Source organism: Hyphomicrobium sp. B1, assembly GCF_049532635.1.
In the GTDB taxonomy this organism is placed as follows: domain Bacteria; phylum Pseudomonadota; class Alphaproteobacteria; order Rhizobiales; family Hyphomicrobiaceae; genus Hyphomicrobium_B.
Genome location: NZ_CP134871.1, coordinates 1,888,426 through 1,912,630 on the forward strand (window position 1 = coordinate 1,888,426; position 24,205 = coordinate 1,912,630).

Consider the following 24,205-nt stretch of genomic DNA (forward strand, 5'->3'; position numbering starts at 1 on the left):
CAAGGAGGCTGCCATGGAGAACGATGAGCCGTTTATCGAAACCGAAACGCGCCGCCGCAGACGCCGATCGCTGTTTCGCCATCGGCGCGTTCCGGTGCGGATGCTCGTCCCGAATTTCTTCACGCTGCTCGGGCTATGCGCTGGTCTGACGTCGATCCGCATGGGCATCGAAGGCCGCTGGGATCTCGCCATCGCCGCGATTGTCTTCGCCGCCTGCCTTGACGGCATCGACGGCCGCATCGCGCGCCTGTTGAAAGCGTCTTCGCGCTTCGGCGCCGAACTCGACAGCTTGGCCGACTTCGTCAACTTCGGCGTCGCGCCCGCCTTCCTCATTTTCAACTGGGGCCTTGGCGATCTCAAAAGCGCGGGCTGGATCTGCGTGATGATTTTCGCTCTGGCCTCCGCTCTGCGTCTCGCGCGCTTCAATGCAGCCCTCGATGACGATCGGCCGAAGTGGCAGTCGAACTATTTCATGGGTATGCCGACGCCCGCCGCCGCCATTGCGGTGCTGCTGCCGGTCTATCTCTTTCAGCTCGGTCTCGATGAAACGAAGTCGCAGTGGGCGCTGAAAATCGTGCTCACCTACACCGTCTTCATAGCCTTCATGATGGTGTCGAACATTCCGACCTATTCCGGCAAGCTGCTCGGAGAGCGTGTCCGCCGCGAATGGGTGTTGCCGATCTTCATCGTCGCTATCGGCGTCGTCGCATTTCTCTTCACCTATCCCTACGAGACGTTGACGGTGCTGACGTGCCTTTACCTCGGCTTCATCCCGCTGAGCTGGCGTGCATTCCGCGACAAGTGCGAAGGTGAGGGGGCTGCGTCGGCTGCCGCTGCTTCTCCGGATGCATCTCCGCCGGGAGACACATCGGGAAAGCCTGAGACGACGACAGGCCGCATCTTCGCGTTCCGTCCGAACGATCCGGGAAAATAAGAAGTTTTTCGAGCGCGGATATATCCGCGCTCCGCTACTTCGTCTCTTCGGGCTGGCGATTGTAGATGTCGTCGGTGCGCTGAATGTCGTCCTCGCCGAGGTACGACCCGATCTGCACCTCGATGATCTCGACGGGAACCTTGCCGGGGTTCTGCAGCCGGTGCCACTGCGTCGCAAATATGTAGACGCTCTCGTTCTCGCGAACGAGCTGTTCCTTATCGCCGATCGAAACCTGCGCCGTGCCCTGCACCACGATCCAATGCTCGGAGCGATGATGATGCATTTGCATCGACAGCTTGCCGCCGGGCTTGACGTGCAGCAGCTTGACCTGGAAGCGCGGTCCGATGTTCAGCGTCTCGAAGTAGCCCCACGGCCGATAGTTCCGCAGGTGCTGTTCCTGCTCCTTGCGGTTCGACAGCTTCAGGCGCTGCACGACTTTCGAAACGTCCTGCGTGCGGGTCTTGTCGGCAACGAGCAGCGCATCCGGCGTGTTGACGATGATGAGATCGTTGAGCCCGATCGTTGACACGATCGACTTCTCTGAGTGGACATAGCAGCCGGATGTATCTTCCAGCACGGCTTCGCCCTTGATGAAGTTGCCCTTGTCGTCGCGCGGCGCGATATCCCACAGCGACGACCACGAGCCGACGTCGTTCCAGCCGACATCCATCGGCAGGATCGCGGCCTTGTTCGTCTTCTCCATCACCGCGTAGTCGATCGAGATGTTCGGCGAGGCCGCAAAGCTCGTTTTATCCAGCCGCAGGAACCCGAGGTCTTCGCTGGCGCCCGCGAGCGCCGCGCGCGCGGCGTCCAGAATGCCCGGTTCGTAGCGTTCGATCTCGGCGAGGAACGTCTTGGCATTGAGCGCGAAGATGCCGCTGTTCCAGAAGTACGAGCCATCAGCCAGATAATCTTCGGCGGTGGCGCGGTCGGGCTTTTCGGCAAAGCTCGCAACCTCGAAGGCGTCGCCGTCAAATCCTGACAGCGCCGCGCCGCGCTTGATGTAGCCGTAGCCGGTGTGGGGCTCCGTCGGCGTGATGCCGAAGAGAACGAGCTTGCCCGTCTCGGCCACGGCGGCGGCCCGCCGGATGTTCTCCGCAAAGAGCGCCTCATCGCCGATGACGTGATCGGACGGCATGACGGCGAGGATCGCACTGGGATCGTCACGCAGCGCGATCAGCGCCGCAACTGCAATCGCCGGCGCCGTATTGCGCGCGATCGGTTCAAGAATGATGGCCTTGGGCTCGATGCCGGCGCGGTCGACTTCCTCGCGCACGAGAAAGCGATGATCGTTGTTACACAGCAGGATCGGCGCCTCGAAACCGGCCTTCTGCGGCAAGCGCGCCAATGCCGAACCCAGAAACGACGTGTTCTGACCATTAAAGAAGCGAATGAATTGCTTCGGATACATCGAGCGCGACAGCGGCCAAAGCCGCGTCCCCGAACCACCCGACAAGATCACTGGATAAATGGTGCTCATGGAACAGTCTAACCCCGGTTAAGAGAAATAAATTTAAATCTCAATGGCTTGTTGAACAAGGCACCAAGATAGCGCGGAAACATGACAGTTTCCAAGCGGTTCATTTTGGATAATCGACCGGGAACAGCGTTTTCGGACGAACGCGATATCAGGAGCGCGCCAGCCGTTCGCGCAACGATCTGAGCGTATCGAACGTGCTCGCCGCAGATGGCGCCATCGGCTTAGCTGGCGGTGCGGAAGATGCAGCGTTGTGCATCGGCGCAGCCCCTTCAGACGGCGCTGCCGAAGTCTCGCGGCGGACGATCGAGCTGTTCGGACGCGTCGTTGACGCCGAACCGGGATAGGGCGGCGGCATCGTGGCCGGCCGATATCCGGCGGGTTCCGGAGCGAGTTCGTGGGCGGGCGCTTCCACGGGCTGCGCGCCATGAAGACCGAGAGCATCGGCCATCATCGCAAGCTGAGACGACGCGCCGTCGGCCGTCACCGGAATGGCCGATGCGCGCCAACGTTCGACGATTTGATCGAGGAAGCCTTCGTCGTTCAGCGACGTCTGCCAGCGCTTCGAGAAAACTGCGGTCGAAGATCGCGGTAGTCCGTGCTTCGGCAATTCATCGAACTTGATGCGGACAGGCAGCGCCATACCGTCACCGAAGGCGATGGCTTCGCGTTGCCCGAGCGACGGCAGGAATTCCAGCAAGCCCGAGCCGGTGTCCGCGACAGCCGATTGCACGATCGCCTGGTCGCGGTCGTTCGACATGCGCAGCGCGAACACGGTATTGCACTGGGACAGGATTGTCGGATCGATTTCCGCAGGGCGCTGCGTGACGATGCAAAGCGACGCGCCGTACTTGCGGCCTTCCTTCGCGATCTTCGCAATCGAGCGTTTGCACGGCTCGAACCCGAGCGCCGAGTTCGCCGGAACGTAACGGTGGGCTTCCTCGCAGACGAGCGTCACCGGCACCTGGCCTTCGCTCCACAGCGCGAAGTCGAAAGTCATGCGGCACAACACCGACACGACAACGTTGACGACTTCCGACGGAATGCCGGTCAGTTCGAGAATGGTGATGGGTTTGTCGTTCACCGGCACGCGGAACAGGCGGCTCAGCACCTGTGCCATGGAATCATAGACTGTCCGCGAACCGAACATGAAGGCGTAGCGGCCATCCTGCGACAGCGTCTCGATGCGGTTTTTCAGAACGCGGTAAGGCGCGAGATCCTTGCGATTTTCGAGCTTGCCCATCCGTTCGTCGATGAGTGATAGCAAGTCCGAGATGCGATAGGGAACCGGCGTATCGACCGTATAGCGGCTCGCGTCTCCCAGTCCGCGTCGGCCGCGCGGAGGCTCTCCGGCGCGCCCCGTCGCGTAGCGCGTTTTTGCGATCGGGATGAGATCCTGCAGCACCTCGATTTCGGTCTTGCGATCGCCATCGCCGACTAGAACCTCCACCATCTCCTCGAACGTCAGGAGCCAGTAGGGCAGCTGCATGTTGCGCGGAGAAATTACCTCGGCCCACTCGCGGAATGCGGTCGCGTATTCGTTATGCGGATCGAGCAGAACGATATGAGCCGCCGGGTTCTTTTCGACGATCGAGCGCAGGATGAGCGCCGTCGTGCACGATTTGCCCGTGCCCGTCGTGCCGAGAATGGCGAAATGCTTGCCGAGCAATTCGTCGACGCGCACCATGGCCGGAATGCTGTTGTCCTGGCGGATGGTCCCGACGCGCACCATGGCCGAAAGATCGCCACAGAACGTCGCCTCAAGCTCCGGCTTTTGGGCCAGCCGCACCCGATCGCCAAGCGCTGGATATGCGGTGACACCCCGGTTGAACGTCGTTGAACTCTCGGATTTTGCACCTGCTAGCTCGCCGACGAGTCCCAATTCCGCAATCCACACCTCGCCTTCACCCTCGCGCTGCGAGGGCACCGGAACGCTCAGCGCAGAAACAATAGCAAGAACAGTCGTGCGCGACGTATCGATGGCAAGAAGGGTGCCCATTTCAGGGCGGTGCTCCGGTGAGCGGAAGCGAAGATCGCCGCCCCCGTCAAGCAGCACGATGGCTTTCGAACCGGTGACTGAGACGATACGGCCGATCGAGAGGTCGGTGCCGCCGTTCGTGGAAGTCGGGGTGCTGATGCTTGGCATTCAGGATCCGGAGGTCAGGGGGACGAAGCAGCGCTGAAAGTCGATTGCGACGAATCTACGGGGCTGACGCTGTCGCTCGCCGGGAATGCCATGACGACATCTGTTCCCGAGCCCTTCTTCGACCTGATCTCGATGACGCCGCCGTGCAACTCGACGAGAGCCTTGGCGATCGGCAGACCGAGGCCGACGCCTTCGCGCCAGCGCGAGCGGCCACTATCGACCTGCCCAAATGGCGTCATCGCGATATCGATTTCTTCGGCCGTCATGCCCAGCCCGCTGTCGCGGATGGCGATGATCGTGCCGCCGCTCACACTGCGATGGGCGATCACCTCGACGATGCCGGTCGCCTGCGTGAACTTCAGCGCATTCGAAATGATATTCATGAAGATCTGGCGCAGCTTTGTCGCGTCGCCGCGAATGGCCGGCAGATCGGCGGAGATATCCGAGCGAAGGTCGACATGCGCCTCGCTCGCCATCATCTGATAAGCGTTGACGCAGCCCGAGAGAATGCTCCCGACGTCGATCTCTTGCGCCTCGAGCGTGTACTTGCCGCTCTGCATCTTAGAGATGTCGAGTATGTCGTTGATGACCGAGAGCAGGTGCCCGGCCGCGTCATGAATGAGGTTCGCGTAATCGACGATGTCTTTGTCGGCGAGCTTGCGCTCATCGTGCTGCGACAGCAGCTTCGAAAAGCCGATGACGGTATTGAGCGGCGTCCTGAGCTCATGGCTCATGTTCGCGATGAATTCGGATTTGATCTTGCTTGCGAGTTCGGCCTGAATGCGGGCCGACTGCTCTGCGGCGCGGGCACGATGGCGCAGAACCGCGTCGCTCAAGAGCGAGGCGTACTCGTCCATCAACGAGTTGGATTTGACCTGTCCAACCGACCCAAACATCATCGACTGAGCTCAACGCGATTACAATTGCTCGGCTCAACTTATCGGCGACTGCCTAACTCAAGGTTAATCACAGTCCTCAGCGCGCAGGCGCGCGAACGAAATCATAAAGATTGCGTAAAATTGTAGGCATCGCGCAGGCGGGGATTCGAGAACGCCGGCCGGCGTTACCGCATGATGAATTTGAACGGCTGCGTGAAGGCGAGCGGCTTGACGCTGACATCCGGCGGGATCGGCGGGAACGGCGCAGCGCGATCGAGCGCGTCGGTCGCCGCGTCGTCAAGCTGCTTGAAGCCCGAGCTTGTCGCGATCTCTTTCGACAGGATGTGGCCATCGATGCCGATCGTGTAGCGGAGCACCACCGTTCCCGATGCGGGAACGCGCGGGTTGCGCTTCGCCTTTTGAACGCGGTCGTTGATTTGGCTCATGTAGCGTCCGAATGCCTTGGCGTTGCCGCCGGACGCTTGCCCGGCGCTGCGGACTTCAAGAACAGCGACTTGGGCCGGCTGCGTGATCGTTTGCACCACTTCCGGCGGCGGAGGCGGCGTATCGGGCGGCGGCGGTTCTTCCGTCTTGACGACTTGCTGCTCGACCGTGCCCTCGGGTGACGAGATGACGTCGCGCAGCTCGTCCGGCTTCTTTTCTTCCGGCGGCGGCGGCGGCGCAGCCTGCATCGCAGCGATTTCGGGGATCTCGCGCGTCTCCGAAGAATCGCCCTTCGTAACGCCCTCGTTCGAGTCGGCGCCCTGGACCAGCATCACGTCCATGCCCTTGCCCATGTCCATGGCAGGCGCACTGGTATCCATGAGATGCGGAAGCATAGCGTAGCCGACCGCCCCGTGAATGATCAGGGCAAAGAGTATGGCGGCAATTCGCAAATACATCCCGGGCGGCTCTCGTCGTCAGTTGTTGGCCGTGGCCCCCGATGGGGGGGCACCCGATGCGGCGGACGACGACGATGGCGCCGGTTGAGACAGCAGCGACACTCGGGCGTAGCCCGAATCACCGACGCGTCCCAAAAGCTCCATCACGTCGCCGTAGGGAATCTTCCGGTCGGCGCGAACGTAGACGACCGCGTCGCCTTCCTGAGCCTTGATCTGCTCAAGCCGCGGCACAAGCGTATCGCGCGTCACTTCTTCGTCGCGAATGTAGAGCTTGCCGTCCGGCGCCAGCGAAACGACCATCGGCTTTTTTTGTGCACCGATCTTGGAAGCGGTCGTTTTCGGCAGTTCGAGCGGCACGCCCTGAACCATCAGCGGTGCAGCGACCATGAAGATGATCAGCAACACGAGCATGACGTCGACGAACGGCGTGACGTTGATTTCGGCAAGAGGCTTATAGCCTCCGTCGTCATCACCCCCCGAACCATTGCCAACAGCCATTCCCATTAGTTCGCGCCCTCCAGGCCGCGCCGGGACATTGTCCGCGCGATACCGACGATCGCCGGCATGACCCGATCGGACGCACGTCCGAGCGCGACCGTGATCTGGTTATAAAAAATGACCGCCGGAATGGCGGCAGCAAGGCCGACCGCGGTGGCAAATAGCGCCTCGGCGATACCCGGGGCCACGACAGCAAGGCTCGTGTCTTTCTGCTGCGCGATCGCCGTGAACGAATTCATGATGCCCCAAACGGTGCCGAAGAGACCGATGAAGGGTGCAGCCGAGCCAATCGTCGCCAGAAATGGCAGTCCTTGCTCGATGCTCTTGAGCTTGCGTTTGACGGCGGCGCGCATGGCGACTTCGAGACGGTCGCGTACTTCGCCGGTGGAAGCATCGTTGCCGGCTTCGCTCCATTCGGTGCGTGCCGCTTCGCCAACCGCACCGATCAGGCTTGACGCCCGCGCTTCCGGCAATTTAGCGGTCACACCGCTCTTTTCGAGCTTGGTGATCTCGCGGTTGACCATCCACACGCGAATGAGCTTCTCGAACGCCATGGCCCAGCAGATGACCGAGGCGGCCAGCAGGCCGAGGATAATGCATTTCACGACGATATCGGCGTGATGAAACAGCCCCATGATCGATAGATCTTTGGCGGCGATTTCCGCTGACATCACATATAAGGGGTTCATCGCGTCACTTCGAAAGTTGAACTTTTGTCAGGGAAGTCGTCTTGAGCTGATCGAGACAGCCGGAAACAGGCCCTGACTCGGCCTTGCACTCCATGACGTCGTTGATCAGAAACGATCCGATCTTGTCGCACTGAATCCCGTCGATCTCGAACAGCTTGACGGATTTCTTCTTTGCCCTGAGCGGCGCCAGATCGATCGAAAAGCGCTTGCCGATCACGCCATCGGTCTGAAACAGAACGAGGTCGATCTTGTACGACTTGTACGTTGTCTCAGCAGGGTTATCGACCACGATATAGGCACGACAACCCTTCGAGGAAGCTTCGAGCTTATTCAATTCTACGTGGACACCGGCGCTCGGGGCTGCGGGAGCTTCTTCCGCATGCGTCGTCGAAGCGGGAGCGGCATTGGGATCGGCATTTGCAAGTGTCGCCCACAGACATGCGGGAAGAACAAGCAGGCAGGAAAGCGAGAAACGCTTCAGGGTTCTGATCACGCTAAGGTTTCCATTGCGTTTAAATTGAAATTCCCCAAACGCGTGTAGCCACTTTGGCCCGTTGTTGCCAGTGTGAAATTCGTAAGGCTGGCCAGTTCCGTCAACGCGATGAGTTTTCGATTTAGAACAATTTTCAGATGCGGCAGCGGCCTAAGCGAAGCGCGATTTTTGTCGTCGCGGCGCACCAAGAATTTTTCCCGAATTAACACGGGAAAAGCTCCCGCGCGGCGATTTGAGCTGTTATGTGCGCGCCGTCCCGTTGCGTTGGAACTCTGCGATTTGAATGCGAGCATGATCGCCAGCGCTTCGCGCACGACGTCGGGCGATTTCAAGCGGCGTGGGCGACGGCAGGCAGCCGAGCCGCGCGGCGGATCTCGTTGAACATGGCAGCGAAGGTCATGAAGCCGGCGTCGCGGTCATCCGAAATATCGGCGAGCACCGCCCCCGCGATCTTGCGCTGGTTCGCTTCGAGCAGCGCCACGGCCTTCTTGGCAAGCGCGCGCGGTGTCCGGTGCCAGGCCGTGAGGAACACGATCTGATCAGCGAGATCGGCCAGAATTTGCGCGTCGTCCGCTTCGAGTAACGGCGGCGCCGAGATGATGATTGTCGGGAAGCGTGCCTTGAGGTGCTGGAATGCCGCCGTGAACGCCACCGAACGAAGTGCAGACGGCATCGCCAGCGGGATCGGTGCCGAGCCACACGATGGCAGGAAATGCAGTCCCGTCAGGTTGTCGCGCAGAATGACGTTCTCGACCGGCGCATGCGACGCGATTTGATCGAGCAGCCCTGGCGGCGCATGCGGGGTCAGCTCGCGGCTGAGCACCTTGGCGTGAAAATCGCAATCGACCAGCAACGTCTTTTGTCCGTCGACCGCCAGATGATGCGCGATGTTCGATGCGAATGGCTCAGCGCCTTCACCGGTCAGCGCCGATACCGTGAGGATCACGCTCGGACCGTCACCATTGGCGCGCGCCTTGAGCGCGTCGCACGCCGCACGAACGGCTTCCGCATAACGGCATCCGGGCTCAGCAATGATCAATCGCGCCCGGCGCATCGCATGCGTGGCTTCGTCGTCGTGCGTCACCGCGGGAAGCGACGTCATATGCGGACAGGCGAGCATCTGCTCGACCTTTCGGGTACGCAGTCGCGTATCGCGTTCGAGCAGAACAGCAAGCATCAGCATGAGCAGAAGCGTTGACATCGCCACCGTCTCAGCGATGCGGACGCGTTTCGGCCCCGCTGGCACATCAGGTATTTTTGCGGCCTCAACGATCCGCGAGCCCGTCAGCGTCCGCGTCAGTCCATAGCGATCGAGAAGGGAAGCAAAAACCTTCTCCGAAGCGGTCGGTTCGGCCGATCGTTTCTCTGCGCTGCTGTTCGCGGTTGCTTCAGAAAGCAGCTCGGCGATGTAGCGCGCCGCGACGGCATTGGCGATTTTCGCCGCCTTCGCCGCATCGTGCGATGAGATGCCGATATTGATCAAAGACGAATTGTGAACCCGTCGAACCGACAGCCGCGTTTCCAGTGCTTCGCGCGCTATAGCATGTGGATCGGAGTTATCGAGGGGCGACATCAGCCGCGAGAGCCAGGACCGCGATTGGAATTCCGGATCGGCCGTCAGATCCATCGCCGTCACCACGTTATCGAGCAACGCAGGCGAGGTCATTCTCTCGATCTGTTTCTCGACCTCGCGGCGTTCAAGTTCGAATGCCGCCGGTGGAGACGTTTTCGGCTCATCAGCCGATGGCATCGCCCGTCCAGGATCGACCTGGATCAATACGAATGCCGCATAACGGTCCGGAACGAACGCCACGACGGCCCAGGCGATCAATCCTATCACCAACGGGAAAAGCGCCACGGCCTTTGCCCGCTTGACGACAGCCACCTTGGCATCCGCAAGGGCGGACCGAAAGCGATGATGGTCGGCGCGTGCGCTGTGTTCGGCCATGGCCTCAGTTCATTTCCCCACAGCGCCGACGCACCCCATTGCCGAACGCTCTCGTGATCGGCGAAGCCGACTCACTCCGTCATTGTCACGATCAAAGATGAACAGGATGTTGTTGGTTAAAGGGTGCGCAGTGTATCTGCATGCCTAAAGCTGCTGCCAGTGCGCCTCATCCACCGCCATCCCGCCGCAGGCAGGGATAAGGTCGAACCATAGCGCGTCGGAAGATCGCCCGGCTCAGCGCGCCGCTAGCGAAAGCGTCGCACTGCCCTGGCGAACGTCATAGGCACACCGCGCCGCGCCGCCCGTCGAACTCAGGATCAACTGCGGATCGCGAAAACGCTGGTTCCACCGTGGGTTCTGCGTATCCCAGATCGCGACGTCGATGTCCGGATTGCCTATAACGGCTTCGGCCTTCGATGCCGTACCCCACGCAGAAACGCCGTCCTCGCGCGCATCCGTGCCCCGCTTCAGCGCCATCCGGCGACAGATCTCGATGGCATGGTCGCGATAGGCATCCACCACGGCATCGCTCATGGCGACGCGATAGGTATGGTCCTGGAACCAGACCTTGCCGACTGCCAGCAGGATCAAACCGAACAAGACCGTACGCATGACAACGCCCTGGACGCGAAAACCTAAATTTCCCTCGCGGCCGATCATGCCTCCGTTATGGTGAAAAAAGCGTTGTCCAGCGGCAGGTTGCGGTGCAGCGGAGCGACTTGCCGGACTTGTCAGTTGCGCTTTGGTCGGGCACAAGCGTGCCGGCGAAAAACATCCGAATGTCCGGGAGGACCCCTCACGTCATGTCTAAGAAGAAGATCCTGATTACGTGGCCTCTGCCCGAAGCCGCCATGGCCCGCGCCCGCGAGACCTACGATGTCATCGCACATGGAGATAATCCGAAGATCACCGTCGACGAGATGCTCGAGACGGCGAAAACGGTCGATGCCATCCTTCTCACCCTCAACGAGAAGTGCCCCGCTGCGGTGATCGAAAAGATCCCCGAGAACATCAAGTGCATCTCGACGTTCTCGATCGGCTTCGACCACATCGATCTCGAAGCCTGCAAGAAGCGCGGCATCAAGGTCGGCAACGCCCCGCACGGCGTGACGGTCGCCACCGCCGAAATCGCGATGCTGCTGCTTCTGGGCTCGGCGCGCCGCGCTTCCGAAGGCGAAAAGATGATCCGCACGCGGTCGTGGCCGGGCTGGCAGCCGCTGCAACTCGTCGGTCAGCGCCTCGACAACAAGAAGCTCGGCATCTACGGCTTCGGCAAAATCGGCCAGGCCCTCGCGCAGCGCGCCCGCGGCTTCGACATGGAAATCCATTACTACGACATCTACCGCGCGAAGCCCGAGGTGGAAGCGAAGTACAACGCCACCTACCACGACAGCCTCGACAGCCTCTTGAAGATCTCGCAGTTCTTCTCGATCAACGCTCCGTCGACGCCGGAAACGCGCGGCTTCTTCAACAAGGCAACAATCGAGAAGCTGCCGCAGGGCGCCATCGTCGTGAACACAGCGCGCGGCGATCTCGTCAACGACGAAGACACGATTGCAGCATTGAAGTCGGGCCGCTTGGCATACGCCGGCCTCGACGTTTTCGCCGGTGAGCCGAAGATCAACGAAGGCTATTACGACCTGCCGAACACGTTCCTGTTCCCGCATCTGGGCTCGGCGGCGATCGAAGCACGCAACCAGATGGGCTTCGAAGCGCTCGATAACATCGATGCGTTCTTCGCCGGCAAGGAGATGCCGTTCAAGCTCGCTTGAGCCTGAACGCTCGCAAATGTTTTTACGAAATGGCCGGGCTCACCCGGCCATTTTGTTTTGCATCATGCTGGCGATTCCGTTGCCTCCATCTCCGTCATGCCGACGGAGGTCGGCACCCAGACACCGATCAACATGCGCGGTGTATCGGGTTGGCTGGATCTCGGCCTGCGCCAAGATGACGACAGAGGACGAAACCGGCGCGGCAATTTTCGGGAGCAGTTCGCCTACGCTCTTTGACCGCGCTCTTTCATCATCCACGACGCAACGCCGAGCAGGCGTCCGCTGTCCCCGCGCGCGCCGACGAGTTGCACGCCAAGAGGCATTGCATCGACTGTCAGCAGTGGTAGCGAGATGCACGGCAGCTTGAGATAGGTCCACAGGCCGTTGAACATTGGGCTGCCCGTGCTCTGCAGTCCGACCGGCGCGATGCCGGGGGCTGCAGGTGTCAGGATGGCGTCGTTGTGGACGAAGATCGGTCGCAGCGCCTCGCACAGAGTTTCCTGCTTGCTGCGCGCGTCGTCGTAGCTTGTCGCCGAGAACGACCGTCCCTCGGCGATCACTTCCTTGAGCTTCTCCGACACGCGGTCAGGATGCGCATCGGCGATCGGCCCGTAGTTGCGCGCGATATCCGAGAACTGCACGATCTGCTGTAGGCGGATGATGTGCTCGAAGCCCGCAGGCAATTCCGTTTCGGTGACCTCGATGCCCTGGAAAGTCGAAGCGAACAATTCGATCGCGGCGCGCATCTTCTCGTCGCCCTGCGCCCAAGCTGGCGATTTGACGAACGCCAGCCGTCGCGGCGCCCGTGATTTCGCGTTTTGCATCGCCGACATCAACTGCGGATCGTGGCCGATCATATCGCGGTCAACCGTATCGAAACCGCTGATGCAGTCGATCAACAGCGCCAGGTCGTCGACCGAGCGCGCATAGCCGCCGATCGTGTCGAGCGGCGCCGACTGTTCGAGAACGCCGGTGCGCGACACGTATCCGAACGTTGGCTTGTAGCCGATGACGCCGCAATAGGATGCGGGCCTGATGATCGACCCGGCCGTCTGCGTGCCGAGCGCGATCGGCACCTGAAAATCGGCGACGGCAGCGGCCGATCCGGACGACGAGCCGCCCGGCGTTCGTTCGAAATCGTGCGGATTGCGCGTTTTGCCCGGACCGAAGAACGCGAATTCCGTCGTCACCGTCTTGCCGAGAATAATCGCCCCAGCAGCCTTCAGTTCGGAGACGACGAAAGCATCCTCAGTCGGCTGACGGCCTGCGAAAATCTCAGAGCCAAGCTCCGTCGGGAAGTCCTTGGTGTCGATGATGTCCTTGACGCCGACCGGGATGCCTTCCAGCGCCCCCAACGGCTCGCCGCGCGCCCGCCGTTGGTCGCTCGCACGGGCCGACGCCAGCGCAGCGGCGCTATTGAGATGTGCCCACGCGCCGATTTCCGGCTCACGCTCGGCAATCCGCTTGAGACAAGCACCGACAAGCTCTTCCGATGTCAGATCGCCTGCGGCGAGCGCCTTTTGCGCCTCGACCGCCGTCAGACGGACAAGACTGCCTGGTTCACTTGCATACATTTCAGTATTTCGCCCCATGTCCGGGTGACATGCGCCCACCAGCGCTTCGATGCAAGTGGCGCGCCTCCGACGTGCTTGTTATTACGGGAAAGAACCATTTTTTCCTGTTCAAACAGTCACCAGGACAAAATGCGCAGTACAGGCGCGAAAATCGGTCTTCGGGCCAATTGTATCCGGAACGGTTCGGTACTAGGACACCCGCGGAGACGAACAATAATAAGACTCTTTGAGGACTACGCGAATGTCGACAAGCCACCGCCGCCCCGGCCGCCACTTTTTGCAGATCCCGGGGCCGACCCCCGTTCCGGAGCGGATTCTGGCCGCGATGGCGCGTCAGGTTCTCGATCACCGCGGCCTTGAGTTCGGAGAACTCGGCCGCCGCGTGCTTGGGGGAATCAAGGGACTGTTCAAGACCCAGGGCCACGTCATCATTTATCCCTCGTCCGGTTCGGGCGCCTGGGAAGCGGGTCTCAGCAACACGCTGTCGCCCGGCGACAAGGTGCTGATGTGCGAGACTGGGCAATTCGCCGTGCTGTGGGAAGCCATGGCGCGCCGGCTCGGTCTTGAAACGGAAGTCATCTCGACCGACTGGCGCATTGGCGCCGATGCCAACGCCATTGAGAAGAAGCTGCGCGAAGACACGAACAAGAAGATCAAAGCCGTCTGCGTGGTCCACAACGAAACCTCGACTGGATGTCTGACGCGCCTCGATGAAGTACGCAAGGCGATCGACGCCGCGGGCCACCCCGCGCTGCTGATGGCCGACGCGATCTCCTCTCTGGCCGCCGCCGACATCCGCCACGACGAGTGGGGCATCGACGTCACGGTGTCCGGCTCGCAAAAGGGCATGATGCTGCCGCCGGGCCTGTCGTTCACCGCGATCAGCGCCAAGGCCATTGAGGCGTCGAAAACCGCCCAGCTCAAGAAGTCCTATTTCGCATGGGACGACATGCTGTCGATGAATTCGACTGGCTACTTCCCGTACACGCCGGCGACGAGCCTCCTCTATGGCCTCGCCGAAGCGATCGACATGATCAACGAGGAAGGCCTGGAAAACGTCTTCGCGCGTCATCGCCGCTTGGCAGAGGCAACCCGTCGCGCCGTCCGCGCCTGGGGCTTTGAAATTCAGTGCCGCGACGCGAAGTATTATTCGCCCGCCGTCACGACGGTGCAGATGCCCGAAGGCCATAACGCCGACGCGTATCGCAAGATGGTGCTCGACAACTTCAACATGTCGCTCGGTACCGGTCTCAACAAGATCGCTGGCAAGGCGTTCCGCATCGCGCATCTCGGTGACACCAACGAGCTGACGGTGCTCGGCGCGCTGACCGGCGTCGAGATGGGCTTCGAGTTGGCCGGCGTGCCGCACAAGAAGGGTGGCGTTGCAGCGGCGATGAGCTACATCGCCGAGACGGCCAATCCTGCGGAAGCCGCCAAAGCCGCCGCCGAGTAAGCGATCACCTCAACAAATGTCATCCTCGGCTTCCTGCCGAGGATGAAACGTTTTTATTGCCGTCCGCCTGGCGCAGCCGGGATCCATCCAAGCAAGACACACCAAATTTTCTGACGCGTGTCTGGGTGCCGACCTCTGTCGGAATGACGGAGTAGATCGGGCCGCCCGCATATTTACGCGAGATGCGATCGCTCTGCAGCCGTTGCACCCCCGATCAACCGCAGCACACTTTCCAGCGTGTCGGCTTCGGTCGCGGGTTTATCCCAACGAATGCGATGAATCCGCGGAAACCGCATCGCGACGCCTGACTTGTGCCGCGTCGACGGCTGTACCGCATCGAACGCCACTTCGAACACCAACTGCGGCTCGACCGCGCGCACCGGACCGAACGCTTCCGTCGTATGGCCTCTGATCCATTTGTCGAGTTCGAGCAGCTCTTCGTCGGTAAAGCCTGAATAGGCTTTACCAACCGGAACGAGTTGCTTCTCGCCGTTGTCGTCCGTCTTCCAGACGCCGAACGTGTAATCTGAATAATACGACGACCGCTTGCCCGATCCGCGCTGCGCGTACATCAGCACGCAGTCAAGCGTCAGAGCCGCGCGCTTCCACTTGAACCATTCGCCCTTGACGCGGCCCGCCTGATAAACGCTCGCGCGCCTCTTCAACATGAGGCCTTCGATACCTTCCGCCCGCGCCGACGCCCATAGCTCGCCGAGTTCCTCGAACGTCTTGAACGCCACGAGCGGCGACACATCCGTCAGCGGCGGATGATGTTTAGCGTGCCACGCTTCGAGCCGCGCGCGCCGGTCTCCGAACGACAGCCCGCGCAAGTCTTCTGCTCCATCGAATAGCAGATCGTAGAGCCGCACATGCGGCGGATACATCTGCATCATCTTCGCTGTCACGGTCTTGCGGTTGAGACGCTGCTGCAAGTCGTTGAACGGCGCGATGTCGCCGTCGCGCATAACAAGCAATTCGCCATCGACGACGCAATCGTGCCCCTGAAATGCGCTGCGAATTTCGGGAAACGCGCCAGAGATGTCATCGCCCTGGCGAGAGAACATTTTCACCTCGCCGCCACGCGCCGCGATCTGCACGCGAATACCGTCCCACTTCCATTCCGCCGAAAAATCTTCCGGCGAAAGCCGCGGCCAATCTTCTTCCTCGATCGGATGCGCAAGCATGACTGGCCGAAAGACGGGCTTTGAGCCAGGATCAGGCCGCTCTGCTTTGCCGTCGAGCCATTGGAAGAGATCGAGATAGGGCGGCGTCAGCGCGTGCCAGATCTCTTCGATCTCAGAGACGTCGCGCCCGTAGCATTCCGCCAAGGCCGTTCGCGCCAGACGCGCAGATACGCCCACGCGCGGCGCGCCGCCGATGAGTTTCAAAAGCGCCCAGCGGCCGGTCGCGTCGAGCTGATCGAGGAGGTGTCCCAGGCGCTCGGTGCGTTGCGCAGTCGTACCGTCCGCCATCGCCTCAATGACCGCGCCGAGGGCAAGCTCCGGCGGCTCACCGGAGTTATGTCCCGCTTCACCCCACCCCCGACCCCTCCCCGTCAAGGCGAGGGGAGAAGTGGGAACGCCCATCGTGGAGGGCAGGTAAGAGTTCCCGTTGTTACTCTCTCCTTCCTTTACGGGGAGAGGCCGAGGCGCGGAAACATTCGGCGACGGCTGCCCCTCCCCCCAGCCCTCTCCCCGCACGCGGGGCGAGGGAGAAGTGAACGATTCCCCTCCCCCTTGCGGGGAGGGGCTAGGGGTGGAGGACTGACGAGCGGTGGGGGTGAGATCCAGAACAAGCTGCTTCGGCTTTTCCGGCACGTCATCTCGGGTTTCGACAGCCTCTGAAACGTCCGGCGTCGCAACGACAACCCGATCATCCGGCCAGAGCAGCGACACCGTTTCCGCCGTGTCGCCGACGTAGTCACGCGACAGGCGGTAAAGCACCGGATCGACGAAGCGCGAGACGAGATCGCTCAGCATGCGCCGCAACGGAATGCGGATCGGCACGCCGTCCGTTAGCGCCGCGAGCGCCCAGCCGCGATCGGGATCGGGCGCGTTGCGAAAATAATGCCCAAGCAGCGCGACCTTGCGATTACGGCTCTGCGTATAGACAAGACTATCGAGCAGGCGGGCGAACGCTTGCATCGCTATTCCGCCTCCTCGCCGTATCCGACGAGCGCCAACGCGCGCGCCTTGCGCCCGATGGAGCCGAGATAATGCACCAGCGCATCCTCGCGTCCGTGCGTCACCCAAACATCTTCTGCTTCCGTTTCGATGATCGTCTGGATCAGCTCCGGCCAATCGACGTGATCGGACACGACAAGCGGCAGCTCGACACCATGCTGACGACCGCGCCCGCGCACGCGCATCCATCCGCTCGCGAACGCCGTTACGGGATCGCCGAACCGGCGAGACCAGCGATCGCCAAGCGCCGACGGCGGACACATCACGATGCCGCCGCGGATCGCTTTCGCATCTGTCTCCGATACAAGTTGAAGGTCGCCAAGATCGATGCCGAGCTTCTGATATAGCTCCGTCAGCGCCGCGACTGCACCGTGCAGATAGATCGGCTTGTCATAGCCCTGATCGCGAACGACGCGGATCATGCGTTGGGTTTTGCCAAGGTTATAGGCGCCGACAAGATGCGTGCGGTCGGGCTCGGCCGCGAGCGATGCCAGCAGCTTCTGCGCTTCGTGCGCGGCCTTCTCATGCCGGAATACGGGTAGCGCGAACGTCGCTTCGGTCACGAACACATCGCAAGGCACGAGTTCGAACGGTGTACACGTAGGATCGCTGGCGCGTTTGTAGTCGCCCGAGATAACCGCGCGTCGTCCGGCCCATTCGATGACGACTTGCGCCGAACCGAGAATGTGGCCCGCCGGTACGAGCCGAACTCGGACGCCGTTGATTGAAATCGTCTCGCCGAGCGCCAACGCCTGGAACGAACCGGCGCATTCCTCGCCGTAGCGCACCTTCATGATGGCGATGGTTTCAGCCGTCGCCAGAACGGCGCGATGCCCGGAGCGGGCGTGGTCGCTATGGCCATGGGTAATGATGGCGCGATCGACCGCCCGACCGGGGTCGATGTAAAAATCGCCGGGTTCGCAATAAATTCCGGATCCGACCGGATAAAGCCAGGTATCGACGGCGGGTGAGGGCGAGGTCATGAACTCATAAACGCGCGGGAGCTGCAAAGCAGCCTAGCGCGAAACGTCGTTCACGCAATAATGTCCGGAAGGAGCTTGTCCTCGATCTGGGTTATTCGATCTTTCAGGACGAGTTTCTTCTTTTTCAGCCGCTTGATAAGAAGTTGGTCAGCCGAAGGGTTACCTTCAAGGGCAGCGATTTCGCTGTCGAGCTCGCGATGCTCGCCGCGCAACGTGACCAACTGTTCCCTGAGCTCGCGTTCGTCGCGCCGCTCCATGCCTATTCCCTGTCGCTACCCGGATCGACTGTCCATCGCTTTTGGGCGATTGCCTCCCATCTGGCAAGCCTTCCAAAGCGCGGACCTGGGCGACCTTTCTAATCGTCTGAATTTATTTTACGAATCACTAATAGCCGCAGCTATGACGGCAACAGTAACAAAAATCAAACATCCAAGCTCAGACCTAAGACGCGTTGGACAACGTGAGAAACGTGTGGCACGATTTCAACGTCGGCAATCTCCATAGGAGGCAACTGATGACGATCACGGCTCATCTCGCGGAACTCGCAGAGAAGCACCGGGCACTGGAACAAAAAATTAATCAGGTAGCAGTCAGCCCAGGTTCGGACGACATCGAAGTCCGCAGGTTGAAGCAAGAAAAGCTGAAACTCAAAGACGAAATCGAGCGGCTGCGTAGAGAGACGCGCCACTAGCTCAGGAACCAAAAATCGAATTCATGGTCTAAGCCCTGCCACCGGCGACAGCCGGGCGGGGCTTTTATATTTTTGGAGTTTTCTACCGTGCGTCGCTGATTCGCGAGACGTTCAAACGGTGGTCATCCCGGCCCAAGGCTTCTGGTAACAAGGCCGGGATGAAAAGGAATTGCCCTTGGGCCCCTTACGGCGCCGCGCGGCGCGAGAACGAGACCGCGTAAGCCGCCGAACGCATCGGGAAGATCTTATCGTTCTCCGGCCCGTCGATGCCGTCGGTCACGTTGGTCGGATCGAAGATGCCGGCATCGCACGTCTTGTCGTCTTCGAAGCCGGTGATCGAGAGTGTGCCGAGCGTCAGTGTTTTGCGCTTGTCTTCCGGCCACATCGCCGTCGGATCGTCGGTCGGATCGCCGGGCTCACCGAGAATTGCGATCAGCTTGAACTGCGCAGGGCCTTTGGCCAGCCGATCTTTCAACTCCGGACGATAGAAGTCGGGATCTTTCTTTTTCGCTTCCTCATCCGACAGGCCGACGTCGCCCGCGACCGGAACGAGCTTGTACTTGAAGACCTGCTTCTTGCCTTCCGCGTTCGTTGCAGTGAAAGCATGAACGCCCCAGTAATCGACGGTCGCGAAGCTCGCTGGTACCGGTCGTGCGTTGAGCCATGCGACTTGCCCAGTCGAATTCGGGTTCTCCTTGAAGAATTCGCCGATCTTCGCCTTGTCTTTCGTCGCGACCGTTTGCAGCAGCTTCAGGAATTGATCCGGATCGCGCGCAACAAAAACGGGTGCCGAGATCGTCACGAGGTCGGTCGTGGTGTCCTGTCCGAGATCGAAATGGATCGCAAAGCCGCGTGCGTTATCTTTCTGAGCGTCGGAAGCATCCGGGCTGCCGCCTGCCATCGAAAAGCGGGCGATGACGCCGACCGGCGTCTTCGAATTGAAGTGCTGAGCTTTCGTCAGCGTGGCAGCGGCAGGGTCTGCCACGAAGTTGCCTTTGACGCAAAAGCCATGCGGATGCGCCGCACGCAGACCTTTGTGAGCGCCGAAGACGGCGTTGAGTGCGTTGACGAGGCTTTCGGCATCGGCTTCTTCCGCGTATGCGCGGGAGATTGGGACAATCGCAAGCGCAGCGACAAGCATGGCGGCAGCTACACGCCGTTTGAAATTCATGGAAGCTCTCCATTGCAGGTTTGCAGAAAGAGAGCGGAAATCCCGCCGAACGACACCGCTCTCCTAACGCCGTCATTGATAGAGAACAATTATTGCGGGGAAAGCACTGTGTACGCGGCCCTTAGCCACGTAAAGCCCAATCGAACTGATCGAAAATAATGATGTAGGGCCGGACATCGGTTTTGTCCGGCCCAGTGAAACGGCATCGGCTCATTTATGCGGCGTCCCGGCGCCATTCAGGGAAAGGATCGGGTAGCGATCGCCACGCCGAGACGTCGAGCGGCTTATTCTCAGCAACGGGGAGCAGGCAGGCATCGAGATCGGCTTTGATACGGTCCTGGTCCATGTCGCGCATGCCGATGAAGACGATCTCTTGGCGGCGGTCGCCCCAGACCTTGTGCCAACCCTTGTCGATCCGCTCGACGAGGCTGGCATCGGCGGGCCAGTTCTTTTTCGGCACCGCCGCCCACCAATAGCCAATTGCTTCATGCCGCACGACGGCGCCCGCTTGGCTGACCTCGCCAACCCATTGCGGCCGCGAAGCCAGCCAAAAGAAACCTTTCGCCCTGACGACACCGGGCCATGCCGTATTGAAGAACGCATGGATTTTTTCCGGCACGAATGGCCGCCGCGCGCGATAGACGAAGCTCGTAACGCCATATTCGTCCGTTTCCGGCGTGTGCTCCTTGAAGCCGTTGAGCTCCTTCAGCCAGGTCGGATGGCGATGAGCATGCTCGAAATCGAAAAGGCCGGTATCAAGAATGTCCCAGGTATCGACGCGCGCATGGCTCGTTTCGATGATCCGCGCATCGGCATTAAGGGAACGGAGGATCATCCGTGCCGCTGAGATGTTCTCCGGCGTCGCGATATCGACCTTGTTGAGAACGATCACATCGGCGAATTCGATCTGCTCGACGAGAAGCTGCACGAGCGGTCGCTCGTCGTCTTCGCCCGCAACCTCGCCGCGATCTTTCAGAAAGTCGCGGGACGAATAATCTTTCAGCAGATGTGCGGCATCGACCACCGTCACCATCGTGTCGAGGCGCGCGACGTCCGAAAGGCTGCGGCCTTCTTCGTCGCGAAACTCGAACGTCGTCGCGACGGGAAGTGGCTCGGCGATACCGGTCGACTCGATCATCAGGTAATCGAACCTGCGTTCGGCGGCGAGGCGGCGAACCTCTTTCAAGAGATCATCGCGCAGCGTGCAGCAAATGCAGCCGTTCGACATCTCGACCAGTGTCTCGTCGGTTCGCGAGAGGTTGCTGCCGCCCATTGCGACGAGATCAGCATCGATGTTGACCTCGCTCATGTCATTGACGATGACCGCGACCTTCAGGCCCAGCCGGTTATTCAGGACGTGATTGAGCAGCGTCGTCTTGCCTGCGCCGAGGAACCCGGAAAGCACCGTCACGGGCAAGCGCCCGTCCTTCGTGGCGGCGGTCTTTTTCAAATGCGTGATGATGTCGGAATCCATAGCCAATCTCCCGGGTTGAGGATCGACCCTATATTCGGATGTTATAACATCCGTCAAGTGACGGACGATGACTCTTTGGTCCTCGCCATCTCGGTGAATGCCGGCCCCAGTCAAGCGGGAACAGTCCACAAAAAAAAGCCGCCGGGAATTCCGGCGGCTTTCAATCCTCTGCGCGTAAAGGCTACGCAATGACGATGATATCAACGACCTCGAGCGTGTCGGGATCAACGATCGCAACGTGCGAGTCGTCGATCATGAAGTACTCGTAGCCGCTATAGTCGGGCGCGATCGTCACGATGGTAGGCGGCAACGGATAGAAATGCACCGACCGCGGCACGACTACGCCGACCCGCACATCGACCCCGATATCGCGGGCGGGCGCCACCCGATGTCCGGAAAATGCCGCGCGCACTTTCGTCTTCTGCTCCGGGCTGATGTTCGTCAGCGAACCTTTTGCCCCTGCCTTGCCTTCCGTGCCCTCGCCGGCGCCCGTCGCGCCCCGATCCGGCCGGGAGTTGTCCCTGGCCTCATTGGAACGTGCACGGTCGTTTCGATCGTTCGTATCAGCACGGTTTTCGCGTTTGCCACTACCATTATTGTCCTCGGCTTGACGATTGTACTGGTGAGCATTCCGCTTGTCGTTGGGGCTATTCTCGCTGCGTGCGCTGTCATTCCTGTCGCCGGAAGACGCAGACCTGTCCGTCGCGTCGCGATGGCTCTCCTGTGCCTCGCTACGGTCGCTTCTCATTTGGCGGTCGCCAAGGCTTTTCGCTTGGCCCGCCTCGCTGCCCTTCATTGCCGGGCCGCGATCTCCCATACCGCGGTCACCTAAACCTCCGCCTTTCAGATCGCCGCCGGAGCGCTCCATCGCGCCGCCGCCCGGACCGTTTCCGCCCCCGGGCTTGCTCATGTTCGGGTCCGCCATCGCAAACGTCGACGTCGCGACGAGTGCGAGGGCAGTGAGTGAAAACTTCAGCATTGAAACACCTCCATACGTTGTCCATTGAAGCGCGACTGCCCCTCGCGTTCGGGTAATCAACGTGTTGAATGGTGTGCCGTTCCAATTCGCCGAAATGGAACGCGTGCTGAGAAGTGCTTTGCGTTCGATCGCATTGACTTGCGGCAAACGGCTCAAAAACCACTGCGCTTATTGCAACGCAATCGCCGCGTCGCAAAAGGATTGAGCGCGTTGAATCGCCGTAAAATATCGCGAGAGTTGCCGAACTCTTCTTGTGTCGCAGGGGTTATCATCATACGATTCAACTATTCAAATGAACCCACGGTGATTGCGATGACTGATACCGCAACAGTGGAACGAGAAACGGCCACTGAGACACGCGACCTCACGAAAGCCGAGGTCGATAAATTCCTCTTCGGAAAGCACATTACGGGTTGCCCGGTCTGCGGACGCTTTCGCTCCAATTGCGACGTCGACATTCACATGCTGACGTGCGAGCGGAAATCGTCATCCAGCAACGCACCCGTCAACGTGCTGATGATCGTCTGCCAGAATTGCGGAGCGATCCAATTTCACGATCGGTCCGTTATCGCTAAATGGCTCGATTGCCAGCATAAAGTCTGGGTGAAATAGAACGGCCCGGCGCTTCCTTCGAGTGTGCTCGCTCGGTCGGAGAGAACTCGGACGCTGCCGGGCGCGACAGCGACGTCACTTTCGCGTCGCCGCGCCGCTATTCCATCGATAGGATAAAATTCTTCACGACCGGATAAATCTCGCGTTCCCACCGTTTGCCGTTGAACGTGCCGTAGTGGCCGACATTGGCTTGCAGGTGATGGCGCTTCAAATGCGGCCGAAGCGAATGGCAGAGATCGTGCGCGGCTGACGTCTGCCCCAGCGAGCAAATGTCGTCGCGTCCGCCCTCGACCGTCAGCAATGCCGTTCTCAGAATCTTGCCGGGATCGACCTTGCGGCCGTGATAGGTGAAGTCGCCAGTCGCGAGTTGCGCTTGCTGAAAAATCCGGTCGATCGTTTCGATGTAGAATTCTTCCGTTAGATCGAGCACCGCGAAATACTCGTCGTAGAAGGTCTTGATCTTCTGCGCTTCCGCGATTTCGTTGTTAGCCAGATGCTCGTAAAGCTTCTGGTGCTGCGCCCGGTGACGATCGACATTCATGGCGACGAAGCTGAAGAGCTGCACGAATCCCGGATAGACGCGGCGGCCGCGCCCCGGATACCGCGACGGCACCCGCGCCGTGACATTCGACTTGAACCACGACAGCGGCTTGTCGTTCGCGAGCTTGTTGACGGCCGTGGGGCTTTCGCGCACGTCGATCGGACCGGCCATCAGCGTCATAGAACGGGGCGTCGCCGGGTTCTTATCCTCCGACATGACGGCAACGGCGACGAGCGCCTGCACGCACGGCTGGCAGACGGCGAGCAGATGCGAGTCGGGTCCGAGTTCTTCAAGAAAACGAATGACGTAATCGACGTGCTCATCGACGCCGAAACGCCCGGCATCCAGCGGCACGTCGCGGGCGTTCGCCCAGTCGGTGATGTAGACGTCGTGGTCCTGCAGCAGGGTCTCGCACGTCTTGGCAAGGAGCGTCGCGAAGTGTCCCGACAGGGGTGCGATCACGAGCACCTTCGGCTGCGGCGCGTCGATATCCTTCTTGAAGCGCAGGAGATTCCCGAACGGCAGGCTGAACGCCACTTCTTCCGTCACCGGCACGTCGCGGTTGCCGACTCGCACCGTCGAAATCCCGAAGTCGGGTCGCGTATGCGTAAGTTGGAACCGGGAGATCATCTCGAAGCCCGCAGCCAAATGCGACTTCAGGGCGTCGACGGTTGGAAAAAGCTCTTTTTCTATCGCGGCTTTCGAGTTCTTGGCGACTTCGCGGAAAGGAGCGAGCAGGTCGTCTTGAAACTGATAGGCTTGGTAAAGCATTCGCGAGAAAGTCCCCCCGGCAGTAACCGTAAAAAA

At 60.6% G+C, this 24,205-nt stretch carries 23 protein-coding genes; 5 read left to right on the plus strand and 18 right to left on the minus strand.

Features of this window, described 5'->3' with window-relative positions; translation table 11 throughout:
* Positions 1-13: 13 nt before the first annotated feature.
* On the plus strand, positions 14-934 hold the full coding sequence (pssA, locus tag RLW55_RS09130; RefSeq protein ID WP_013949486.1) for a CDP-diacylglycerol--serine O-phosphatidyltransferase: 921 nt from the start codon (positions 14-16) through the stop codon (positions 932-934).
* Positions 935-968: 34 nt separating this feature from the next.
* Here the strand turns inward: pssA and RLW55_RS09135 are convergent, their stop codons facing one another.
* From RLW55_RS09135 to RLW55_RS09180, 10 genes are all read right to left on the minus strand, one after another.
* Complete coding sequence (locus tag RLW55_RS09135) at positions 969-2,414, minus strand: mannose-1-phosphate guanylyltransferase/mannose-6-phosphate isomerase (protein ID WP_423416227.1); 1,446 nt, start codon at positions 2,412-2,414, stop codon at positions 969-971.
* A gap of 148 nt (positions 2,415-2,562) precedes the next feature.
* Positions 2,563-4,557 carry a helicase HerA domain-containing protein gene (locus RLW55_RS09140; RefSeq protein WP_423416228.1) on the minus strand — a complete coding sequence of 665 codons (1,995 nt, stop codon included), beginning with the start codon at positions 4,555-4,557 and terminating at the stop codon, positions 2,563-2,565.
* Positions 4,558-4,571: 14 nt separating this feature from the next.
* Complete coding sequence (locus RLW55_RS09145; protein WP_423416229.1) at positions 4,572-5,456, minus strand: sensor histidine kinase; 885 nt, start codon at positions 5,454-5,456, stop codon at positions 4,572-4,574.
* A gap of 164 nt (positions 5,457-5,620) precedes the next feature.
* Positions 5,621-6,337 (minus strand): energy transducer TonB family protein, encoded by a 717-nt coding sequence (locus RLW55_RS09150; protein ID WP_423416230.1) that lies wholly within the window; start codon positions 6,335-6,337, stop codon positions 5,621-5,623.
* An 18-nt stretch (positions 6,338-6,355) separates the two neighbouring features.
* Entirely contained in the window at positions 6,356-6,841 is a 486-nt protein-coding gene (locus RLW55_RS09155) for an ExbD/TolR family protein (RefSeq protein ID WP_024276395.1), read from the minus strand.
* Positions 6,841-7,524: a MotA/TolQ/ExbB proton channel family protein gene (locus RLW55_RS09160; protein ID WP_013949480.1), complete on the minus strand. Its 684-nt coding sequence runs from the start codon at positions 7,522-7,524 to the stop codon at positions 6,841-6,843. The genes RLW55_RS09155 and RLW55_RS09160 overlap by 1 nt, the downstream gene beginning before the upstream one ends.
* 4 nt (positions 7,525-7,528) lie before the next feature.
* Positions 7,529-8,017, minus strand: coding sequence for a hypothetical protein (locus RLW55_RS09165; RefSeq protein ID WP_409561035.1), 489 nt, complete (start codon positions 8,015-8,017; stop codon positions 7,529-7,531).
* Positions 8,014-8,331: a hypothetical protein gene (locus RLW55_RS09170; protein ID WP_414463920.1), complete on the minus strand. Its 318-nt coding sequence runs from the start codon at positions 8,329-8,331 to the stop codon at positions 8,014-8,016. The genes RLW55_RS09165 and RLW55_RS09170 overlap by 4 nt, the downstream gene beginning before the upstream one ends.
* A 14-nt stretch (positions 8,332-8,345) precedes the next feature.
* Positions 8,346-9,965, minus strand: coding sequence for a lipopolysaccharide biosynthesis protein (locus RLW55_RS09175; protein ID WP_423416231.1), 1,620 nt, complete (start codon positions 9,963-9,965; stop codon positions 8,346-8,348).
* A 234-nt stretch (positions 9,966-10,199) separates the two neighbouring features.
* Entirely contained in the window at positions 10,200-10,577 is a 378-nt protein-coding gene (locus tag RLW55_RS09180; protein WP_409561032.1) for a hypothetical protein, read from the minus strand.
* Between the two features lie 191 nt (positions 10,578-10,768).
* Here RLW55_RS09180 and RLW55_RS09185 point away from each other — a divergent pair, with 191 nt between their 5' ends.
* Positions 10,769-11,737: a 2-hydroxyacid dehydrogenase gene (locus RLW55_RS09185; RefSeq protein ID WP_409561031.1), complete on the plus strand. Its 969-nt coding sequence runs from the start codon at positions 10,769-10,771 to the stop codon at positions 11,735-11,737.
* A gap of 224 nt (positions 11,738-11,961) precedes the next feature.
* Here RLW55_RS09185 and RLW55_RS09190 read toward each other — a convergent pair whose 3' ends face one another.
* A complete protein-coding gene (locus RLW55_RS09190) occupies positions 11,962-13,311 on the minus strand; it encodes an amidase (protein ID WP_423416232.1) in 1,350 nt (449 codons plus the stop codon).
* A 241-nt stretch (positions 13,312-13,552) separates the two neighbouring features.
* On the opposite strand from RLW55_RS09190, the gene RLW55_RS09195 reads away from it, so the two are divergent.
* Positions 13,553-14,764, plus strand: a complete 1,212-nt coding sequence (locus tag RLW55_RS09195) for a pyridoxal-phosphate-dependent aminotransferase family protein (protein WP_423416233.1) — start codon at positions 13,553-13,555, stop codon at positions 14,762-14,764.
* 173 nt (positions 14,765-14,937) lie between these two features.
* On the opposite strand, the gene RLW55_RS09200 is transcribed toward RLW55_RS09195, so the two are convergent.
* Genes RLW55_RS09200 through RLW55_RS09210 form a run of 3 tightly spaced genes read right to left on the minus strand, consistent with a single transcriptional unit; the run spans position 14,938 to position 18,187 of the window.
* Positions 14,938-16,908 carry a cisplatin damage response ATP-dependent DNA ligase gene (locus RLW55_RS09200; protein ID WP_423416234.1) on the minus strand — a complete coding sequence of 657 codons (1,971 nt, stop codon included), beginning with the start codon at positions 16,906-16,908 and terminating at the stop codon, positions 14,938-14,940.
* Between the two features lie 2 nt (positions 16,909-16,910).
* Positions 16,911-17,930, minus strand: coding sequence for a ligase-associated DNA damage response exonuclease (locus RLW55_RS09205; protein WP_423416235.1), 1,020 nt, complete (start codon positions 17,928-17,930; stop codon positions 16,911-16,913).
* A gap of 50 nt (positions 17,931-17,980) precedes the next feature.
* Entirely contained in the window at positions 17,981-18,187 is a 207-nt protein-coding gene (locus RLW55_RS09210; protein WP_409561026.1) for a YdcH family protein, read from the minus strand.
* Between the two features lie 257 nt (positions 18,188-18,444).
* Between RLW55_RS09210 and RLW55_RS09215 the strand changes: the two genes are divergently transcribed.
* The gene (locus RLW55_RS09215; protein ID WP_013949468.1) at positions 18,445-18,621 is read left to right on the plus strand and encodes a YdcH family protein; all 177 of its coding nucleotides are present in this window, start codon (positions 18,445-18,447) and stop codon (positions 18,619-18,621) included.
* Between the two features lie 184 nt (positions 18,622-18,805).
* On the opposite strand, the gene RLW55_RS09220 is transcribed toward RLW55_RS09215, so the two are convergent.
* From RLW55_RS09220 to RLW55_RS09230, 3 genes are all read right to left on the minus strand, one after another.
* Positions 18,806-19,792 carry a catalase family peroxidase gene (locus tag RLW55_RS09220; RefSeq protein ID WP_423416236.1) on the minus strand — a complete coding sequence of 329 codons (987 nt, stop codon included), beginning with the start codon at positions 19,790-19,792 and terminating at the stop codon, positions 18,806-18,808.
* Between the two features lie 214 nt (positions 19,793-20,006).
* Positions 20,007-21,266, minus strand: coding sequence for a zinc metallochaperone GTPase ZigA (zigA, locus tag RLW55_RS09225; RefSeq protein WP_423416237.1), 1,260 nt, complete (start codon positions 21,264-21,266; stop codon positions 20,007-20,009).
* Between the two features lie 181 nt (positions 21,267-21,447).
* On the minus strand, positions 21,448-22,245 hold the full coding sequence (locus RLW55_RS09230; RefSeq protein WP_423416238.1) for a DUF1236 domain-containing protein: 798 nt from the start codon (positions 22,243-22,245) through the stop codon (positions 21,448-21,450).
* A gap of 312 nt (positions 22,246-22,557) precedes the next feature.
* Here RLW55_RS09230 and RLW55_RS09235 point away from each other — a divergent pair, with 312 nt between their 5' ends.
* Positions 22,558-22,857 carry a hypothetical protein gene (locus RLW55_RS09235; protein WP_050976893.1) on the plus strand — a complete coding sequence of 100 codons (300 nt, stop codon included), beginning with the start codon at positions 22,558-22,560 and terminating at the stop codon, positions 22,855-22,857.
* Between the two features lie 97 nt (positions 22,858-22,954).
* Here RLW55_RS09235 and RLW55_RS09240 read toward each other — a convergent pair whose 3' ends face one another.
* A complete protein-coding gene (locus tag RLW55_RS09240; protein ID WP_409561022.1) occupies positions 22,955-24,169 on the minus strand; it encodes a polyhydroxyalkanoate depolymerase in 1,215 nt (404 codons plus the stop codon).
* Between the last annotated feature and the right edge of the window lie 36 nt (positions 24,170-24,205).

What these genes read in the sequence shown, in the direction of transcription:
- RLW55_RS09240 (WP_409561022.1), bottom strand. Translation starts at nt 24,169, where the DNA reads ATGCTTTACCAAGCCTATCAGTTTCAAGACGACCTGCTCGCTCCTTTC.
- RLW55_RS09145 (WP_423416229.1), bottom strand. Translation starts at nt 5,456, where the DNA reads ATGATGTTTGGGTCGGTTGGACAGGTCAAATCCAACTCGTTGATGGAC.
- RLW55_RS09205 (WP_423416235.1), bottom strand. Translation starts at nt 17,930, where the DNA reads ATGACCTCGCCCTCACCCGCCGTCGATACCTGGCTTTATCCGGTCGGA.
- RLW55_RS09210 (WP_409561026.1), bottom strand. Translation starts at nt 18,187, where the DNA reads ATGGAGCGGCGCGACGAACGCGAGCTCAGGGAACAGTTGGTCACGTTG.
- RLW55_RS09185 (WP_409561031.1), top strand. Translation starts at nt 10,769, where the DNA reads ATGTCTAAGAAGAAGATCCTGATTACGTGGCCTCTGCCCGAAGCCGCC.
- RLW55_RS09155 (WP_024276395.1), bottom strand. Translation starts at nt 6,841, where the DNA reads ATGGGAATGGCTGTTGGCAATGGTTCGGGGGGTGATGACGACGGAGGC.
- RLW55_RS09220 (WP_423416236.1), bottom strand. Translation starts at nt 19,792, where the DNA reads ATGAATTTCAAACGGCGTGTAGCTGCCGCCATGCTTGTCGCTGCGCTT.
- RLW55_RS09150 (WP_423416230.1), bottom strand. Translation starts at nt 6,337, where the DNA reads ATGTATTTGCGAATTGCCGCCATACTCTTTGCCCTGATCATTCACGGG.
- zigA (WP_423416237.1), bottom strand. Translation starts at nt 21,266, where the DNA reads ATGGATTCCGACATCATCACGCATTTGAAAAAGACCGCCGCCACGAAG.
- RLW55_RS09135 (WP_423416227.1), bottom strand. Translation starts at nt 2,414, where the DNA reads ATGAGCACCATTTATCCAGTGATCTTGTCGGGTGGTTCGGGGACGCGG.
- RLW55_RS09180 (WP_409561032.1), bottom strand. Translation starts at nt 10,577, where the DNA reads ATGCGTACGGTCTTGTTCGGTTTGATCCTGCTGGCAGTCGGCAAGGTC.
- RLW55_RS09200 (WP_423416234.1), bottom strand. Translation starts at nt 16,908, where the DNA reads ATGCAAGCGTTCGCCCGCCTGCTCGATAGTCTTGTCTATACGCAGAGC.
- RLW55_RS09215 (WP_013949468.1), top strand. Translation starts at nt 18,445, where the DNA reads ATGACGATCACGGCTCATCTCGCGGAACTCGCAGAGAAGCACCGGGCA.
- RLW55_RS09160 (WP_013949480.1), bottom strand. Translation starts at nt 7,524, where the DNA reads ATGAACCCCTTATATGTGATGTCAGCGGAAATCGCCGCCAAAGATCTA.
- RLW55_RS09190 (WP_423416232.1), bottom strand. Translation starts at nt 13,311, where the DNA reads ATGTATGCAAGTGAACCAGGCAGTCTTGTCCGTCTGACGGCGGTCGAG.
- RLW55_RS09140 (WP_423416228.1), bottom strand. Translation starts at nt 4,557, where the DNA reads ATGCCAAGCATCAGCACCCCGACTTCCACGAACGGCGGCACCGACCTC.
- RLW55_RS09195 (WP_423416233.1), top strand. Translation starts at nt 13,553, where the DNA reads ATGTCGACAAGCCACCGCCGCCCCGGCCGCCACTTTTTGCAGATCCCG.
- pssA (WP_013949486.1), top strand. Translation starts at nt 14, where the DNA reads ATGGAGAACGATGAGCCGTTTATCGAAACCGAAACGCGCCGCCGCAGA.
- RLW55_RS09235 (WP_050976893.1), top strand. Translation starts at nt 22,558, where the DNA reads ATGACTGATACCGCAACAGTGGAACGAGAAACGGCCACTGAGACACGC.
- RLW55_RS09230 (WP_423416238.1), bottom strand. Translation starts at nt 22,245, where the DNA reads ATGCTGAAGTTTTCACTCACTGCCCTCGCACTCGTCGCGACGTCGACG.
- RLW55_RS09175 (WP_423416231.1), bottom strand. Translation starts at nt 9,965, where the DNA reads ATGGCCGAACACAGCGCACGCGCCGACCATCATCGCTTTCGGTCCGCC.